This window comes from Sphingobacterium sp. UBA5996 (genome assembly GCF_002429765.1).
Classification (GTDB): domain Bacteria; phylum Bacteroidota; class Bacteroidia; order Sphingobacteriales; family Sphingobacteriaceae; genus Sphingobacterium.
Genome location: NZ_DJAS01000021.1, coordinates 319,467 through 335,016 on the forward strand (window position 1 = coordinate 319,467; position 15,550 = coordinate 335,016).

The 15,550-nt window shown below is 40.6% G+C and carries 8 protein-coding genes; 7 read left to right on the forward strand and 1 reads right to left on the reverse strand.

The features are described 5' to 3' along the window. Positions 1 to 184: 184 nt before the first annotated feature. From B3E00_RS16305 to bglX, 5 genes are all read left to right on the forward strand, one after another. Positions 185 to 3,070: a helix-turn-helix and ligand-binding sensor domain-containing protein gene (locus B3E00_RS16305; RefSeq protein WP_293939324.1), complete on the forward strand. Its 2,886-nt coding sequence runs from the start codon at positions 185 to 187 to the stop codon at positions 3,068 to 3,070. A gap of 266 nt (positions 3,071 to 3,336) precedes the next feature. After that, complete coding sequence (locus B3E00_RS16310) at positions 3,337 to 6,438, forward strand: SusC/RagA family TonB-linked outer membrane protein (protein ID WP_293939325.1); 3,102 nt, start codon at positions 3,337 to 3,339, stop codon at positions 6,436 to 6,438. Between the two features lie 20 nt (positions 6,439 to 6,458). After that, entirely contained in the window at positions 6,459 to 7,889 is a 1,431-nt protein-coding gene (locus B3E00_RS16315) for a RagB/SusD family nutrient uptake outer membrane protein (RefSeq protein ID WP_293939326.1), read from the forward strand. A gap of 77 nt (positions 7,890 to 7,966) precedes the next feature. Next, entirely contained in the window at positions 7,967 to 9,352 is a 1,386-nt protein-coding gene (locus tag B3E00_RS16320) for a glucoamylase family protein (RefSeq protein WP_293939327.1), read from the forward strand. A gap of 167 nt (positions 9,353 to 9,519) precedes the next feature. Then, positions 9,520 to 11,796: a beta-glucosidase BglX gene (gene bglX, locus B3E00_RS16325; RefSeq protein WP_293939328.1), complete on the forward strand. Its 2,277-nt coding sequence runs from the start codon at positions 9,520 to 9,522 to the stop codon at positions 11,794 to 11,796. Positions 11,797 to 11,905: 109 nt separating this feature from the next. On the opposite strand, the gene B3E00_RS16330 is transcribed toward bglX, so the two are convergent. Then, on the reverse strand, positions 11,906 to 12,892 hold the full coding sequence (locus B3E00_RS16330; protein ID WP_293888236.1) for a hypothetical protein: 987 nt from the start codon (positions 12,890 to 12,892) through the stop codon (positions 11,906 to 11,908). A 227-nt stretch (positions 12,893 to 13,119) separates the two neighbouring features. On the opposite strand from B3E00_RS16330, the gene B3E00_RS16335 reads away from it, so the two are divergent. Beyond that, positions 13,120 to 14,457: a cytochrome ubiquinol oxidase subunit I gene (locus B3E00_RS16335; protein WP_293939329.1), complete on the forward strand. Its 1,338-nt coding sequence runs from the start codon at positions 13,120 to 13,122 to the stop codon at positions 14,455 to 14,457. Positions 14,458 to 14,463: 6 nt separating this feature from the next. Further along, positions 14,464 to 15,540, forward strand: coding sequence for a cytochrome d ubiquinol oxidase subunit II (cydB, locus tag B3E00_RS16340; protein WP_293939330.1), 1,077 nt, complete (start codon positions 14,464 to 14,466; stop codon positions 15,538 to 15,540). Positions 15,541 to 15,550 lie beyond the last annotated feature (10 nt).

Sequence of the window (15,550 nt, forward strand, 5' to 3'; positions counted from 1 at the left end):
GCACCCCAGCTATTAAAAATCGAAATATCAAAAGAAATACGTAGGATCAACCAAATGATTTTTTTCCCCAGCACAAGAGGGATGTCTTAAGGAGATTTTCAAGTGCTATATGAGCTCGGAGATTACCAATTCTCCAATAAAATCGATATATTGTACCCCAAATCAATTTTAAGTGAGGGAGTCGATGACAATAAAAAAATATAGGAACGTCTATATCTTTTGGTTTTGCACCATTTTATTTATTTTTCCAAACTGCAGCTATTGCCAGACCATCATACCTACAGGTACACCTTTTGTTAAACAATTCAAAAAAGACCAATACAAGGCTGGAAATCAAAACTGGTCGTTGGCAGTAGACAAAGATGGCCGTATCTATAGTGCAAATACTGAAGGTCTATTACAATTTGACGGACAGTACTGGCGTATCTTTCCGCTACCAAACCATTCCACCGTCCGAAGTGTTTCGATAGGTAAAGATGGTAAAATTTATACCGGTGGCAGAGGAGAATTTGGTTATTGGACTGCTAAGCCTTTTGGAAACTTGACTTATCATAGTCTTTCGAGGCTGGTACGCGACAAGACCTATTTTCCAAACGAAGAAATCTGGAAAATCATTGTGGAAGACCAGCGCGTATTTTTCCATACCTTTTCCAAATCCTATATTTGGGAAAACAATACGATAAGGCAGTTAACGGCAAAAGGAGAGCCTTTTTTATTCCCACATCAGCTTAATGAAAAGTTGTTTTTCGAACAACTACCCAGTGGTCTGCATGAATTTAGACAGGGTAAATTGATTCCAATCAAAGGCAAAGACGTCTTAAAAGATAAAAACGTCCTTGCCCTATTGCCTTTCGACACAAATACTTCGCTCATCGCCACCGCACGAAACGGCCTTTATCTGATGAAAGCCGACGGAACTATCGAACCTTGGTCGGTTCCTGCAAATCAGCTATTGAGCCAATCACAGGTAAATAATGGCATATACCTCTATGATGGACAATACGCCTTTGGCACCATCCAGAACGGCGTTATCATTATCAACAAGGATGGCCAAGTCATTCAACACATCAATAAAAACAATGGGCTGCAAAACAATACGGTGCTCAGTATCGTCAAAGACAACCAAAAGAATATCTGGGTAGGACTGGATAATGGTATCGATCGTATTGAAATCAACTCCCCTATTTCATTTTATACAGATTTTATTGGAAAAATTGGCACGGTCTATACATCTATTATCTATCAGGGAAAAATCTACCTGGGCACCAATAAAGGATTATTTTCCAGTGAATGGAAGGGATTGAACAATTACAATGCATTAAACTTCACTCAGGTCCCAAATTCAAATGGCCAGGTTTGGACGTTAGCACTATTCGGTGATGAACTCATCTGTGGCCACAACGATGGAACATTTAAGCTACTTAACGGCCGTCTAGAAAAGATTTCACAGATCACCGGCGGGTGGATTTTCAAACCTATATTTGGCACGAGAAATATCCTGCAAGGAAATTATACCGGTCTTTCAAAATTTACCTTCGATGGTATGCAATTACAATTTGTGCAGCAATTTGAGGGTATTAAGGAGCCCGTTCGATTTTTAGCCCAAAAGGATACTCATTCCTTTTGGATTGGAGACTGGGGACAACTACAACTTATCGGATTTGACCCGAGTTTTCAACAGGCAAATATATTATTCTCCTCCAAACAGGACAGTATTGCCTCGAAGAGACAATTTAAAGGGGTGTATACGTTAGAAAATAATCTTGTATTCGCCACTGACAGCGGATTCCTTCAATTCGACAATATTGTAAAGAGATTCAGTTATGCGAATGAATTGAACGCCGCATTAGGTACCTATAAAAACTCGAATAAGATCATACCGATCAACACAAACAGTTATTGGTTTATTCAGAAGACTAAAATTGCCAAAGTAGATTTTGATAGCAAGGGTAAATTGCACATTGACTCCAACCTATTAAGTCCACTACAGGACCGTATGATGAATAACTATGAAAACATCCTTCCTATTGAAAATCAATACTACCTCATCGGGCTAGATGATGGGTTTGCGATCTATCGACATACAGACAAATCACAAAAAAATAGGTTGCCACTTCCGCAAATAGCACAGCTCATCAACTTGACCACCGGACAAGCTATCTTTCCAGATTCAACATTTAAATTATCGTCTTCAGACAATAACCTTAGAATTAGCTTTTCGAGCCCCTATTACTCATCTTCACCGCTTCAATATCAATATTATCTGGAGGGATACTCAGACAATTGGTCCGAATGGAGTGAGACTGCCTACCAGGATTTCACAAATCTGCCCTATGGAAAATTCCAAATTAAAATAAGGGCAAAAAATAATATGGGGATGGTTTCTGAAATCCAATCATACTCCTTCACAATTCAGCATCCCTGGTATCTATCCTGGTGGGCAAAGGCTTTGTACACACTTGCTGTTTTAATACTTCTATATTTTGCTTATATCTTTAATGTTCAACGTGAGCGTAGGCGTCAGTTTCAAATACGGCGAAAATGGCTCGAAGAAAAAAAGATTGCTTTGGAACGCGAAGCTGAAAAAAAGGAAAAAGACTGGATCAAACTGAAAAACCAACAATTGGAAGACCAGCTTCAATTAAAAAACAAAGAATTGGCGAATGCAGCACTCAATATCGTCTACAAAAATGAGATGTTGAACAACTTGCACGACGAACTTAAACAGCTTAAAGATGCGGATGGGAACAAACTGAGTTCGGATGAGCTGAAAAAAATCAATAAGCTCATAGACGATGCGCATAATGACGACCGTGACTGGCATATATTTGAAAGAAGTTTTAATGAATCGCATGAAAACTTCTTTAAAAAATTGAAGCAGGAGTTTCCTGATCTAGTCCCCAATGACCTTAAGCTATGCGCCTATTTACGGCTCAATATGTCGAGTAAGGAAATCGCTTCGTTGCTCAACATTAGTACGCGCGGCGTCGAGATCAGACGCTATAGATTACGCAAAAAACTAGGACTTCCAACAGACAAGAACCTATCTGAATTTCTGTTAGAACGTTAAATTCTCCTTGCAAACACTACATCATTACCACACACACTCTTTAGTGTATAAAACACACTAAAGAGTGTGTTATTTCATCAAAAAAAACAATTTAAAAAATTGATTATCAAAATAATAACATACACATAAAACACGATTGAGCAGGGGAAATTTTCGTGTAGTAGTGATGTGTAAATGTTAAATTTTGGGAATGTTGTACTACATCAACATATTTGCCTCAGGGAAATAACCAACTGTATTTTAAACAAACACCAAAAATTTACGATATGAGGAATCTATCCGCATTATTTTTGACTTCCATGGTCGTCTCTGTTGCCTATGGACAAACTTCTATACAAGGAGTGGTCAAAGATGGCTCAAGCATGATATCCATGCCTGGCGTAACCATTAGTATTAAAGGGAAAGCTGTATCTACGAAAACCGACGCAACGGGAAAATTTCAGATTAACGCCGCTCCTACCGATTCTCTAGTCTTTAATTTTCTCGGTTATCGCAAACAAACTGTATACATCGGCAACCAAACACAGCTGAATGTATTTTTAGAAAATGAGAATCAAGCATTGGAAGAGGTTGTGGTTATCGGTTACGGTACGCAAAAGAAAGCCGATCTAACCGGATCGATCAGTTCATTGAAATCGTCCGATATCACCAAGCAACCGGCCATGTCAGCCATGCAATCTATACAGGGCAAAGCTGCCGGTATCAATATCATTGCCAACGAAGCTCCGGGATCGTCACCCAACGTCGTTATTAGAGGTCTAGGTACAGCGCTTGGAGGTAGAAATCCACTCTATATTGTGGACGGTATTGCGCAAACCGATATCAACAATATCAATCCTTCTGACATTGAGTCGATGGATGTATTAAAGGATGCTTCATCAGCTTCAATTTACGGTCTTCGCGCTGCAAATGGTGTCATCATTGTAACAACAAAGAAAGGAAAGACTGGAACTACAAGTATTAATTACGAAAGCTTTGCAGGCATTAAGAACGTTCTCAATCGCGTAAAAATGGCCAATGCTGATCAGTTTAGAATATTTGCCAATGAATACCTTACCTCGACCAATGGATCGTATCGTTTGGCTGAGAACCAAAAATATAATACAGATTGGTATGATGAGTTGTTACGCACAGGTTCTGTCTTTAATAATGCTGTCAATCTTTCTGGAGGAACTGAAAAAGTAGATTACTTTGTGTCTGCAAACAATTATACCGAAAATGGTATTCTTGATGGTTCTAAATTTGTGAGAAATACAATACGCAATAACAATGTTTATAAATTTTTAAACAATCGTCTAAAGTTTAGTCAAAATTTAAATCTTACTTTAACTAACGCAACGCCAAAACCATATAGTGCTTTTACTACCGCTTATCGTCAATCGCCGCTTGCTCCAGTCATGTTTGACAATGGTCGCTATGGTCTTGGCCGTGTAAATACAACAACCGGTGTTGCGGGTATTGAAGCCGCTTCAGGACAAGCAATCGGAAATCTTAATTCAATTGGAAATCCAGTTTATGAGGTTTTACGTCAAAATGAGAGAACAAATACATTCCGTCTACAAGGAAGTATGGAAGGCGAATTCAAGATTACAGATTACCTGAAAATTAACTCCCGCATCGGGGGGAATAAGTTCTATTCAAAACAACGGGTTTTTAATAATGTAAAAGATCAATGGTTAAATGCAAATACTTTATTGAATGAATCTGACTTCATCAAATTAAAGGAAAACAATCCGAAAGCCCTTGATTATGTAGACAATAGTCTGAAATATGAAAATCTGGAACAATTTCGCTGGTCATTCGAGAATTTCTTGACCTTCAACAAGAATTTCGACAAACATCATATCGAAGCCGTCGTTGGTATGTCGCGTGAAAAATATGATATCAATAGTATGAGCAGCCAAACAGGCTACAATGTACCGGAACAAGAGCAATATTGGAATATTAATCTTGCAAAAGGAACAACCAATTACGGCATTGTTGCGCTGCAAACGTATTATACGCCAAGAGCGCTATCATCCTATTTTGGACGATTACAGTACAATTACGATAGTAAGTATTATTTAACTGCAACATTGCGTAGAGACGGATCAAGCGTATTTCGTAATACAGGAAAATATTGGGGTACCTTCCCATCGGTAGGATTAGGTTGGACAGTTACCAATGAAAGCTTCATGAAAGATGTTAGCTGGATAAATTTATTGAAAGTACGCGGAAACTGGGGTAAGTTAGGTAACCAAGATATTCCTTTAAATGTTTCCACAATTTTAACAAGTCCTGAAAGTTCAAATTACAACTACGTTTTTGGGCCTGAACAAAATATGGTCTATGGAAGTGCATATGGCACTCCTGCCGTAGATCTAACATGGGAAGTAACGAGAGAGACTGGCGCTGGCTTAGACTTCGCATTTCTAAACAACCAGCTTTCAGGATCCATTGACTACTATCATAAGCTGAACACCAATACCATTCTTGATGTAACACCAACTTACACTTCTCCTTCAGAGAAAAATTTCTATGCACATGGTGCCAAAGTGCTGAATCAAGGAGTTGAAGTAGCTTTAAATTGGAACAAGAGCATTAATCCTGAATTCAATTATACCGTCGGTGTCAATTATTCCTACAACAAAAACAAAGTAACAGAAGTGGTTCCAGCCTATGACCGCGCTACTGGAGGAAGCTTAAATAACGGTGAGATCACCAAACAGCTCCGTGTCGGACAACCCATCTATGCGTGGTGGATGTTTGAAACAAATGGTGTTTTCCAAGATGAAGCCGATGTAAAGAACTATCCTTCTTTCGGTGCTGCAAAACCCGGCTATTTAAAGTATAAAGACCAAAATGAAGATGGAGTTATCGATTCTAGGGACAAAGTTTTCTTTGGATCATTCTTGCCAACTTCAACTTACGGTATCAACTTAGGTATTAATTACAAAGCTATTGATTTCAATGTTTCGGGCTACGGCGTTGCCGGCAATAAAGTTTACAACGGTTTAAATAGCGTACGATCCAACGCTGGGGAGAATATTGCCCTGTCAACTTTTGAGAATCGCTGGACTGGCGCAGGTTCAACCAATGAGCACCCTGGTGCAGAAAGAGCGTATTGGGCATCGAGTTATTTCCTTGAATCAGGAGCTTACTTCCGTATCAATAATATCACCGTAGGATATACTTTTAACAACCTCTATAGCTCAAGATCTAAACTACGCCTGTATGTTACTGCTCAGAATCCATTTATATTCACGAATTACAGCGGTTTCTCTCCTGAACTGGCAGGCGATGGCAGTCCAAATCTTACGTCTGGTATTGAGCTTTCAGCTTATCCAACTACACGTAATTTCCTATTTGGGCTTAACATGCAATTTTAATCACCTTAGTTTTGAACACAATGAAAATTAACAAACTTTATATAGCGATTCTTCTTAGTGGAGGCATTGTATTACAAGGCTGTAAAGACAATAATTTCTTAGATGTGCCTTCTAAAGAATATGTAGAAGCAGGCGACAGTGAAGAAATTTATACTCCCGAACAATTTGTAAACGGTGTTTATGGTATGTTTACAGACTGGGACTATTCTTTCTCCTACATTGGTATCACCGACATGTTATCTGACAATGCGGACAAAGGAAGTTCCGCAACCGACGCAGGTGGCGATAAATTAAGCCTCGATGAATTAACTTATACCTCAACAACTGGATCTTTTCTTTCCATGTGGACACGCTGGTATAAATCCATTGGCCGAGCTACCCAAGCAATAGATTATACCGAGAAATTTGGTTTAACTGACGAAACCTATAAAAACAGATTAATTGCTGAAGCCCGTTTTCTGCGTGCTTTGAATTACTTTTATCTTGTACGGGGCTGGGGTGATATTCCCATCCAAGAACGTGATCTGATCAAAAGGGAACCTGCTGCAGAGGTCTATGCCTATATTGAAGCTGACTTGCAATTTGCGATAGATAACTTACCCGCCAAATCTGCGTATGCGGCGAAAGATTTAGGCAGGGCAACCAAAGGTGCTGCACAAGGATTGCTATCGAAGGTATATTTGTACCAAAGCAAATGGCAACAAGCGGCTGATATGGCCAAGACTGTCATTACATCCGGTGGTTACAGCCTTGAACCAGATTATGCAACAATTTGGCGATTAGCGGGAGAAAATGGGCCTGAGTCATTATTTGAATTTCAAGCAAGGGGTACTTCTATAGCCCATGGTATCCAACAGTATAGTCAGGTACAGGCGCCTCGTGGCGGAGCCGTCAATTTAGGCTGGGGTTTTAATATTCCAAGCCAAAACCTATTGGATGCCTTTAACGCCGAAAAAGATAACATCCGTCGCGATGCAACGATTATTTTCAGGGGTGAAACTCTTTACGATGGTCGTCTGATTGACAATGGTGTAGAGAATCCGATGTACAATGAAAAAGCGTATTCTTCTGCAAATGGAGGTGCAGCTGATGGTGATAAAAATGTACGTTACCTTCGTCTAGGCGAAATTTATCTTATCCTTGCCGAAGCCGCAAATGAGGTTGGCAATAGCAGCGAAGCCCTGACTGCATTGAATACTGTCCGGACACGCGTGAAACTGCCCAACGTAACTACAACCGACCAAGCACAGCTCCGTCAATTGATCTGGAAAGAAAGACGCCTTGAATTGGCATTTGAGCACGACCGCTGGTTTGATCTGGTTCGTACAAAACAAGCAAAAACAGCCATGGCGGCCAATGGAAAAACTTTCCAGGATAAAATGACGCTTTTCCCTATTCCGGAAAACCAACGTATCCAAACTCCAGAAATGCCGCAGAATACCGGTTGGTAATTATATAAGTAAAAGTAACTCCGTTCAAACGGCCTTTGGCCGTTTGAACATTTTTTCAAGAATTAAACAACATATCCATGAGAAAACGAATAGCATATCCCGTATTCACCGGTATAGCTTTGGCGCTTATTCTCAGCAGTTCGTGCCAAAATGCTATCAATAGCAGTCCAGACAATCCCTCAAAAATTGATTCAACAAATGCAGGCCGCGTCAATGAAGATTCGCTATTGACCAATATTCAGCAACACACATTTCAATATTTTTGGGAAGGTGCGGAGCCTACTTCTGGCCTCGCCAGGGAACGCATCCATATGGATGGTGTCTACCCTCAAAATGACCGTAACGTGGTCACCATAGGTGGTAGTGGTTTCGGTCTTATGGGGATGATTGTCGCCATGGAACGCGGGTTTATCAGCAAAGAACAAGGTGTCCAAAAATTGGATCACATCATGGATTACTTAGGAAAAATCGAACGGTTCAAAGGTGCATGGGCTCACTGGTATGATGGCGAACTAGGCACAGCTAAACCATTCAGTGAAAAAGATAATGGTGGCGATATTGTTGAAACCGCATTCTTAGCACAGGGTCTGATTGCCATTCGGGAGTACCTAAAGGATAAAGATGATTCTGCTCAAAAGGTTGCCCAAAAGGCTGACAAGCTATGGAAAGAAATCAATTGGAATCATTATACAAATGGGCAAAATGTCATGTATTGGCATTGGAGCCCCAAATTTAACTTTCAACAAAATCACCCGGTAAGAGGGTATGATGAATGTCTGATCACCTATATCTTAGCAGCCTCCTCGCCTACTTATCCTATTGCTCCATCGGTATACCATGAGGGCTGGGCAAGATCAGGTGCGATTAAAACAGCAGCTAAAAAATATAACATTCCACTCGTCCTTAAGCATAATGCCAAAGAAGGCGAAGTGGGGCCACTTTTCTGGGAGCATTATTCTTATTTAGGATTAAGCCCCAAGGGATTAAAAGATCAATATGCAGATTACTGGGAAGCAACAAGCAACCATGCCAAGATAAATTTGGCCTATGCTCATCTAAACCCAAAAGGCTACACGGGTTATGGTTCCTCTAAAGGATGGGGCTGGACAGCCAGTTATTCCATCAACGGTTATGATGCCCATCACCCAGACAACGATCCTGGCGTGATCGCGCCAACAGCGGCATTATCATCCATTCCCTATACACCGCACGAAAGCATTCAATTTGCACAATACCTCGACAAACAACTTGGCGACAAAATTTGGGGTAAATATGGCTATTACGACGCGTATAGCGAAACAGCAAATTGGTATCCACAACGGTATCTGGCGATTGATCAGGGACCTATTATAGTGATGATCGAAAACTATAGAACTGGTAAAATCTGGGATCTTTTTATGCAAGCCCCGGAAATTCAACAGGGACTAAAAAAACTTGGTTTTACAAGTCCCTATTTAAAATAGTGGTCTGTGGAATCATTTTCGATCCATCACACGTTGAAAATGGTTCCTACCACGAAAATAACATTGCATAGTATCAAAAAGTTCAACAATTAAAATTGAACATCTACCCTAAATATTAAGTAGCGCAGAGTAGAAGATTCATGCGCACATAAACAAAAGATAATAAGATGAAAAAAGTAGTAGGTGCTTTCCTTCTTGCATTTCTAGCTTGGCATACAAGTTCGGCTCAAAGCAATCAGAAAATGGACAAGTTCATTGATCAGCTGATGGCTAAGATGACTGTCGAAGAAAAGATTGGACAACTTAATCTAGTAACAGGTGGTGAGGCGACTACAGGAACGACTGTCTCCACTGATGTGGAATCAAAAATTAGAAATGGTCAAATCGGTGGTATTTTCAGCATGAGTACCCCCGCTAAGATCCGCAAAACACAGGAGATAGCCATTAAACAGTCCCGTTTAAAAATACCCATTATCTTTGGTATGGATGTCATTCATGGGTACCGTACCGTATTCCCTATTCCTTTGGGACTTGCCGCTACTTGGGATATGAATTTAATTCAGCAATCTGCACGTATTGCGGCAGAGGAAGCTACTGCGGATGGAATCAATTGGGCATTTTCGCCAATGGTCGATATTTCTCGCGATCCACGATGGGGTCGTATTTCTGAAGGTGCAGGTGAAGATACCTATCTTAGCTCAAGGGTTGCTGAGGCTATCGTCCATGGTTTCCAAGGTGATAATCTCGCGGCATACAACACCATGATGGCCTGCGTCAAACATTTTGCCCTATACGGTGCAGCCGAAGGCGGTCGTGATTATAATAGCACGGATATGAGCCTTCACCGGATGTACAATGAATATTTACCTCCTTACAAAGCAGCAATAGACGCCGGAGCTGGAAGTATTATGACGTCTTTTAACGATATTAATGGTGTCCCTGCTTCAGCAAACAAATGGTTAATGACTGATGTTTTACGCAAACAATGGGGCTTTAAAGGATTGGTCGTAACCGATTATACAGCGGTAAATGAATTAACGGCACACGGTCTAGGTGACCTCCAGCAGGTGTCTGCTTTAAGTCTCAATGCGGGTGTTGATATGGATATGGTCGGTGAAGGGTTTCTTACGACGCTAAAGAAATCTTTGGACGCTGGAAAAGTCAAAATCGCAGATATTGACAGGGCTTGCCGTTTTGTTTTGGAAGCCAAGTACAAATTAGGCTTATTTGATGATCCATATCGCTATTGTGATGAAAAACGGGCGAAAACAGTGATTGGATCTGAAGCCAATCATGCGAAAGCAAGAGAAATTGCAGCAAAATCTTTTGTTTTATTGAAAAATGAAAACCAAGCGCTTCCATTGAAAAAAACGGGCACAGTCGCTGTTATTGGCCCTTTAGCCAATTCAGGAGCAAATATGCCAGGAACCTGGAGTGTCAGTGCTGAACTAGACAAAACGGCCTCGTTGGTTGAGGGCATGAAAGCTGTATTGGGTAACAAAGTAAATATCCTGACACACCTAGGCAGTAATCTGTTGGAGGATCCGAATTACCAAAAACATGCAACTATGTTTGGACGTACAATCGCACGTGATCCCCGAAAAGAAGAAGAGATCATTGCAGAAGCCGTGAAAGTTGCCCAGCAGTCCGATGTCGTCGTCGCTGCGCTCGGCGAATCGTCGGAAATGTCTGGAGAAAGCTCCAGTCGATCTGAACTGGATATTCCAAAAAATCAACAGAATCTTTTAAAAGCATTGTTGGCTACCGGAAAGCCAGTTGTTCTTGTGCTATTTACGGGTCGACCACTGACGCTCACATGGGAAGATGCTCACGTGCCCGCGATATTAAATGTTTGGTTTGGTGGGACAGAAACTGGAAAAGCAGTGGCTGATGTCTTATTTGGAGATGTTGTACCATCGGGAAAAATTACGGCAACTTTCCCACGTAATGTTGGTCAGATTCCGATCTATTACGCGCACAAGAATACCGGTAGACCTTACGGAAACTCAGGTGATTTTGAAAAATTCAAATCCAATTACCTCGATGTAAGTAATTCGCCACTTTACCCTTTTGGATATGGTTTAAGTTATACGACCTTTACCTATAGTGACATTCGTCTCGACCGTACCAAAATCCACGAAAAAGGTACGCTACAAGCGAGTATAGACATCAGTAATACTGGAAACTATGATGCTGAGGAAACTATACAGCTCTATATACAAGACGTAGTCGCATCAGTTACGCGTCCCGTAAAAGAACTAAAAGGGTTTCAGAAAATATTCCTTAAAAAAGGAGAACAAAAAACGGTAAACTTTAAAATTAACGTGGATGATTTGAAATTTTTTGACAACAGCCTGAATTATATCGCAGAGCCAGGAAATTTCAAAGTGTACATTGGCCCCAACAGTCGCGATGTCAAAGAAAAAGAATTTGAATTGCTTTAAAACTATTTTTCTATAAAAAAACAAAGCGGCACTTAAATCAATAAGTGCCGCTTTGTTTTTCTGTGGCGATCGTCAGTCGATGCTAACAACCTCATCTTTAAAAGACCTTTTATTTTAAAGATTTCAAATAGGTTTTGATCAACGATATTCCGTCATCATGCAAGATTGTGGTTCCCTTTTGGGGCATATGCATCTCTCCTAATGTTGACATTCTTCCAATCATCTTGGCCTGTTTCAACAAAATTCCAGTTTCATTCAAGGGGCTTTCGTAACGGAGATCCAGCATAGTCATATAAGCGGTACCTTTAGGATTATGACAATGGGCGCAATTAAGATCCAAATAAGCACGTGCTCGCACAGGTGTCGACCGGGTCACATCATCATAACTTGGCAGGGCGCTAAAATCACTCAACGATTTTAAATCAAGCATACCCCTATCCCTCAAATATAACAATTGCTGGAGAGGTTCTTTATTGACATGGACAATACGGTTCATATTTCTTATTTTGGGACCTATTGGAAGCATATGATTTCCTTGACGGTGGCATGCGATACAATCCTCCCGCGAAGGAATGATATAATTCGTCTGTCTTTCGACACCTTTGCTGTCTAGAAACGAAACATGAACGGAAGCGCTGTCCATGAGTAGAAAAGCTTCATCTTGAGCTGCATTCCATTGATAGGTAGCCGCATTCCATTGCCCATCTTTATTGATAATAAGCCTAGTCTCAAGCAGCTGTAATTTAGCCCCTTTTACCACATTTGCTGCCGAATAGAAAAAAGTTTTAGCTATGATAGTACCATTGGGGAATTCGGGTAGTCCATCGTCCGATGCACTCATTTTTTCCCCTTTGGGAAGAAAGATTGCACGCTTTTTATCAGCATAGTCTGTGAATAAGGCAGATGCTAATTCATAGGAAATCCCTTGGTCGTTTGGCACAAGATCAGCCAATTTACCTTTGAACAGATTGTAATCCGATAATTTGCTCCTAAATACAATATTATCTTTAGCAGTTCTTCCGCGACCGATATTATTTACGACAATTAAAAGTACAGGTATTAATAAAACACCCATCAAAATGATTATTTTCTTCATTTCCCTTTATGTTCTTCTCTCCCTTTCTAGTCCATCATTAAATCGGACGAAGATAAGATAAATAAGGGATTATGGTGAGTCATGAGGGATTATCGTTCTACTATTTTACAATTAACTCAGAAAATGATAAAAATGAACAATTTTTAGCAAAAAATAAATTGGCTCCAAGCTAAATCGGGAAATAAAATGGCTATATTTAGCTGTCTTTTAACCAAAACTTCGGATCCATGGAAGATATGATTCTCTACAATCGGCTTCAGTTCGCATTTACTATTACATTTCATTATCTTTTCCCCCAATTGACCATGGGTTTATCGCTGATGATCGTGTACTTTAAATGGAAATTTCTGCAGACTCAAAACGAAGATTACAACCACGCTTCAAAATTTTGGATGAAAATCTTCGCCCTTAATTTTACCATGGGCGTTGTCACCGGCATCCCCATGGAGTTTCAGTTTGGCACAAACTGGGCGAAGTTTTCGGAACTTACCGGTGGGATTATTGGACAGACCCTAGCTATGGAGGGCATGTTCTCCTTTTTCCTAGAATCTTCGTTTCTAGGAATGTTCCTTTTTGGAGAAAAGTTGCTCGGCCATAAGCTCCATTTTCTATCAGGACTGATGGTCTTTATTGGATCCTGGGCCAGTGGCTTCCTGATTATAGCCACACATTCTTGGATGCAACATCCGGTGGGCTATGAGATTCTTAAAAACGGCAAATTTGTACTGAATAATTTTAGCGCATTATTCAGTAATCCATGGCTCTGGCCCTCCTATCTTCACAATCAAGCCGCATCTTTGGTTACAAGTTCCTTTTTTGTTGCTTCTATTGGCGCATTTTATCTGCTCAGTGACAGGCATAGCAAATTTGGTAAGATATTCGTTAAAAGCGGGGTCATCTTTGGTGCGATCTCTTCGGTGATGCTTGCCTTTCCTACAGGAGATTTGGCTGCAAAAAATGTGGTAAAATACCAACCCGCTGCCTTTGCTGGGATGGAAGGAATTTTCAAAACAGAAAAAGGCGGATCAGAGATTGTTCTGATCGGTCAACCGGACATGGAAAATAAAAAATTGGATAATAAAATAGCCGTACCGAATGTCCTCAGTTTTCTTACCTATCAACGCTGGGATGCAGAAATTAAGGGATTAAATGAATTCGACCAATCGTTACACCCAACGAACGTGCCTGGACTTTATTATAGTTATCACATCATGGTAGGTCTTGGTACCATATTCATTGGAGTCATGGTGCTCGCAGTGCTACTGCTTTGGAGAAACAGATTATACCAAACAAAATGGTTATTATGGATTATCATGTTTATGATCCCTTTTCCCTATATCGCCAATACGGCAGGCTGGTACACGGCCGAGCTTGGAAGACAACCTTGGCTTGTGTATAATCTCATGCGAATGGTAGACGGTGTATCCCCTACAGTCTCTTCTGGAAACACCTTATTCACCTTTCTGGGATTCGTTGGTCTGTACATTCTTTTGGGTTTACTATTTCTGATGTTAGTCCTCAAAATCATTAAAAAAGGTCCCGAAACTTACCCTGCATTAACCTAATTAGCTATGGAAATATTTTGGTTTATCGTATTAACTTTTATGTTGGGAATCTATATTGTACTCGATGGGTACGATTTTGGAGCAGGAATTGTCCATCTATTTTTCGCTAAGACGGAACAGGAGAAAAAAGCTGTAACGAATTCCATTGGACCATTTTGGGATGCCAATGAAGTGTGGCTTATTGCTTCCGGAGGTGTCTTGTTTTTTGCTTTCCCTACGCTTTACGCTTCCTCTTTCAGTGGATTTTACCTACCGCTAATGCTTGTGTTATGGCTACTTATTTTTAGGGCAATAAGCCTCGAGTTGAGAGGTCAGATACACCATCGCCTTTGGGAAGCTTTGTGGGACAAAGCCTTTGGACTAGCAAGTTTATTGCTTGCGCTTTTCTTTGGCGCGGCCCTGGGAAACGTCGTTCGTGGAGTCAATCTTGGTATGGTCGAAAATGGTGTATCAACACAGGAGCCACATTATTTTTTCCTTGCACTTTGGAACCCGACCTTTGACCCCTTAGCCCAGCATCAAGGCATTATTGACTGGTTTACCGTTATATTGGGTTTAGTCGCTGTCGTTACATTGACGATTCATGGAGCAGGCTGGATTATCCTCAAAACCTCCAGCACCTTAAACGATAGATTAAAACGTATTGTTTTTAAACTCAACATTGTCTTGCTTATTCTCGTTATGCTATCAGCCTATGTATGGCATTACGTAAAACCCATCTCTTTAAGCAATTTTCAAAATCATTATTGGCTATGGTTATTTCCCCTAATTGCAGCAGCTGGATTGCTCGGACAATTCTGGATCAGGAGCTTTAAGAAAGACGGTATGGGCTTCTTGTTTTCATCCCTCTTTATACTCGGGAGCTTTGCCACAACCGTGGCTTCCATGTTTCCCATATTATTACCATCAACGAATGACGTAAATCCGTCCTTGACGATTCAAAATACTGCTGCACACGAATATGGTCTCTCTGTAGGTTTAGGCTGGTTTATAGTTGCTGCCATTTTAGTAATAGCCTATTTCATTATCCAATTTAGAGTATTCAAAGGTAAGCTAGATAATGTAGGTTACGGCGAACACTAAGATGCGCCCT

Coding starts and splice junctions, on each gene's coding strand:
- B3E00_RS16335 (WP_293939329.1), top strand. CDS start 13,120: ATGGAAGATATGATTCTCTACAATCGGCTTCAGTTCGCATTTACTATT.
- B3E00_RS16330 (WP_293888236.1), bottom strand. CDS start 12,892: ATGAAGAAAATAATCATTTTGATGGGTGTTTTATTAATACCTGTACTT.
- B3E00_RS16320 (WP_293939327.1), top strand. CDS start 7,967: ATGAGAAAACGAATAGCATATCCCGTATTCACCGGTATAGCTTTGGCG.
- B3E00_RS16305 (WP_293939324.1), top strand. CDS start 185: ATGACAATAAAAAAATATAGGAACGTCTATATCTTTTGGTTTTGCACC.
- cydB (WP_293939330.1), top strand. CDS start 14,464: ATGGAAATATTTTGGTTTATCGTATTAACTTTTATGTTGGGAATCTAT.
- B3E00_RS16310 (WP_293939325.1), top strand. CDS start 3,337: ATGAGGAATCTATCCGCATTATTTTTGACTTCCATGGTCGTCTCTGTT.
- bglX (WP_293939328.1), top strand. CDS start 9,520: ATGAAAAAAGTAGTAGGTGCTTTCCTTCTTGCATTTCTAGCTTGGCAT.
- B3E00_RS16315 (WP_293939326.1), top strand. CDS start 6,459: ATGAAAATTAACAAACTTTATATAGCGATTCTTCTTAGTGGAGGCATT.